This is a genomic window from Homoserinimonas sp. (assembly GCF_056262345.1).
Genome location: NZ_JBACFR010000246.1, coordinates 1 through 2,416, shown reverse-complemented (window position 1 = coordinate 2,416; position 2,416 = coordinate 1). Strand labels below are relative to the sequence as shown.

Annotated in this window: 4 protein-coding genes; all 4 read left to right on the top strand. The window is 64.6% G+C overall.

From position 1 onward, the window contains the following. A partial coding sequence (locus AC062T_RS11745; protein WP_476030237.1) for an L-asparaginase family protein occupies window positions 1-444 on the top strand: 444 nt, incomplete at its 5' end. A gap of 35 nt (window positions 445-479) precedes the next feature. Continuing rightward, window positions 480-857 carry a hypothetical protein gene (locus AC062T_RS11740; RefSeq protein WP_476030235.1) on the top strand — a complete coding sequence of 126 codons (378 nt, stop codon included), beginning with the start codon at window positions 480-482 and terminating at the stop codon, window positions 855-857. Between the two features lie 70 nt (window positions 858-927). Then, window positions 928-1,677 carry a hypothetical protein gene (locus tag AC062T_RS11735; protein WP_476030233.1) on the top strand — a complete coding sequence of 250 codons (750 nt, stop codon included), beginning with the start codon at window positions 928-930 and terminating at the stop codon, window positions 1,675-1,677. Between the two features lie 73 nt (window positions 1,678-1,750). Further along, window positions 1,751-2,416, top strand: a 666-nt coding sequence (locus AC062T_RS11730) for a DNA topoisomerase IB (RefSeq protein WP_476030231.1), incomplete at its 3' end; no start/stop codon positions are given.

Here is a 2,416-nt window from a genome sequence, read left to right as displayed (position 1 = left end):
GAGGTCGCGCACTTTGCGGGAGAAGAGCTCGTTCCCGCCGCCGTGCTCGGCAACCACACACCGCTTGACCTGCCCACCCTCCAATTCGACAGCACCGTCGTCGATATCGTCACCACCTATGTCGGCGCGGAATCGACGCTGCTCACGGCCGCACTCGAGCGCGCGGACGGGGTCGTCATCGCCGGTTCGGGAGTGGGCAATGCCGGCCCGGGATTTGCCGAAGCGATTGCGGATTCTGCCAAGCCCGTCGTGCTCTCGACCCGCGTGCCGTGGGGACCTGTCGTTCCCACCTACGGAAACGGTGGCGGCATCGACCTGGTTGCGTCAGGAGCCGTCGTCTCTGGCGATCTCAACCCGTTCCAAGCCCGCATTCTCGCCGCTCTTCTCATCTCGCAGGGGCACACGGGGGCGGACTTCGCGGAGTGGTTCGCTCGGTATCGCTAACGCAACGCGCAACCTGATTGCTAACGTGGCCTTTCATGGCGGGCGACGAGTGGATTGAGCATCGCCGAGGTGACGGTGAGCTGGTGGGCTGGATGATTCCGCGCGGCGATGGGTTCGTCGTCGTCGATCTGCTCGGACGAGAGCGCACGGACCCCGTTGAATGGCTCGTCGCTGAAGAGACGCTCGACGAGCTCGGCATCGGTTATCTCGCCGACCTCTACGTGCTCACCCTCGACGACGGCAGCGACCTGAGAGTGCGCATCGCCGAGGTCACGCCGACGAGCATCACGGTTAAGAAGGACGATTTCGGCGCCGTCGGGGCTCCGCAGGTGTTCTTTCCCCTCGGTTTTCCTGCCCCGGATTCGCTGACTCGGCTTGAGCCGGGAGACGACAGGCTGTTCACTCTCGACTGATTCCGGGTATACATCAGAGTGTTGCTCGGCCCGGCCCGGGGCGAGCAACCTGGAAGACCGGGAGAAAATCATGTCCAAGACGACACGGTCGCGCGAACGCGAGCCCGACATCGATGCTCGCAATGACAGGGTGATCAAGCGAAGCGGCAGGGCAGAGCACCGCTGGCCCCCGGCGATCAGCGTGGTTGTTGTGCTCGCGAGCTATGCCTTTCTCCCCACCGATGTCATGGCGACTCCGGTGCGAATCGCCATCATCATTGCGGGCGTTGCCATGCTTCTTCCCGTTGTTCTGCTCAACCCGGTGCGCCTCACCAAGCAGACCTCCTGGTCGCGGCGTCTCTCTGTGGGGCTCGCACTCACTCTCGCGGGAGCCAATGTGCTCGCCCTCATTCAGGTGATCGCCCTATTGGTGACGACGGGGCAGCAGGATGGCCCGTCCCTTTTGCTGGCTGCGGTGCAGGTGTGGGTCACGAATGTTGTGGCGTTCGCCCTGGTCTACTGGGAGCTTGATCGCGGCGGCCCCGTAACCCGCTTCACTAACGAGCGATCGAACTTGCCTCTTGCCGACTTTCGCTTCGCGCAGGACGAGGATCATGACGCCATCACCGAGGTCGCTGCCAGATCGTCGGCCGCGATCAACTGGACTCCCTCGTTTGCCGATTACCTCTATGAGTCTGGAGTGTGCTCAATGGCGTTCAGCCCTGGCGCGGCCATGCCGCTATCGCCGAGGGCCAAAGCGTTGCTCATGGTGCAATCGCTCGGGGGGTTCGTCATGCTCGCCCTCGTGATCGCCCACGCCGTCGGGCAACTCGGCGCATGACAGCCAGAGCATCACAGCGCGGCCCTGCGAGGCATCGCGCCGCGCAGCGTGGGTCAGAAGGCAGGGGATCAGGATGCCGCGGCTGAGAACCACAAACCCGTCGCACCCGGGGTGGACCCGCCGTCGGCGCGGCACGGGATACTCATTGCTCGACGAGAGCGGTCGGGCCGTGACCAGCCCCGATGAGCGCGAGCGCGTCGATGCTCTCGCTATCCCACCGGCCTGGACCGATGTGTGGATTTCGCCCTATCGCAACGGCCACATCCAAGCGTGCGGAACAGACGCCAGCGGGCGGCGCCAGTACCTCTATCACGAGCAGTGGCAGCGATCGCGTGCGCGGGCGAAATACGACAGAGCGCTTGAGTTGGCAGAGAGATTGCCTCGCGCTCGCGCCCGGGTGACCCGCGATCTCCGTGGCGAGCCAGGTACGCGCGACCGTGCTCTGGCGGTGGCGTTTCGTCTGTTGGATAGCGCTTATCTGCGAGTGGGCAGCGAGCGCTATGCACAGCTCCACGGCAGCAAAGGTCTCACCACGCCCGAGGGTTCAGACGCCCATGTTTCGGCAGACACCGTGGTGCTGGAGTTTGTGGGCAAGTCGGCGATGGACTGGCCGTCGCGACCGGACGACCCAGATCTGGCCGCCGCAATCCGCTCGCTCAAAACTCGAGGCCCTCATTCCAGGCTTCTCGCGTGGAAGGACGGCAACCGATGGCGGGCGCTTCGGCCAGAGGAGGTCAAC